This is a genomic window from Vibrio sp. 1978 (assembly GCF_033344345.1).
The window spans coordinates 1-594 of sequence record NZ_JAWPOP010000736.1 but is presented as its reverse complement, the minus strand read 5'-3'; the positions used below and the strand labels follow the sequence as shown (position 1 = coordinate 594).

Below are 594 nucleotides of genomic sequence, written 5' to 3'. Positions count from 1 at the left end.
CGATCACTTCGCTCGCTTGTCCTGCTTTAAACAGGCTTGCCGCTAAGTTTTCTACCCCTTGTGGCGTGGTGCGCTCAGACATGCCAATCAATACCGCGCCTTTACCGATCACCAGTACGTCACCGCCTTCAACGTTTGCGTTGTCGTAATGCAGATCATCATCACCAAAATATTTAATGAAGTCTTGGCCTGCAAAGATCGGGTGCCAGCGATAGATAGCGCGTAAATGGTTTGTTTCGCGCTGGCGCGCAGGCATCATCATTGGGTTGAGTGATACACCGCCATATACCCAACATGAGGTGTCGCGGGTAAATAGATGGTTTGGTAGTGGTTCGATCACGAAATCCAGTGGGCGCTTCATCTTCGGTAGCATCGAAGAAGATTGAATAGGTAACTCAGAATAGGCTAAGCCGCCAAGCAAAATAGTCGCGAGGTGTTCGTCGTCCATTTCCAAAAGATATTGGCGTAAATCGCGAGCGAAGGTTGGCCCGTAGCGGAAGTCAGAAATCTGCGTATTCAACAGCCACTGCTTTGCCTCTGGAACGGCTAGGGTTTCCACCAGTAAATCGTGGAGCAGAAGTACTTCAACATCTT

The 594-nt window shown here is 49.5% G+C and carries 1 protein-coding gene; it reads right to left on the bottom strand.

The genetic code is table 11. From position 1 onward, the window contains the following. Nucleotides 1-594, bottom strand: a 594-nt coding sequence (locus R8N49_RS28825; protein ID WP_318190662.1) for an arginine deiminase family protein, incomplete at both ends; no start/stop codon positions are given.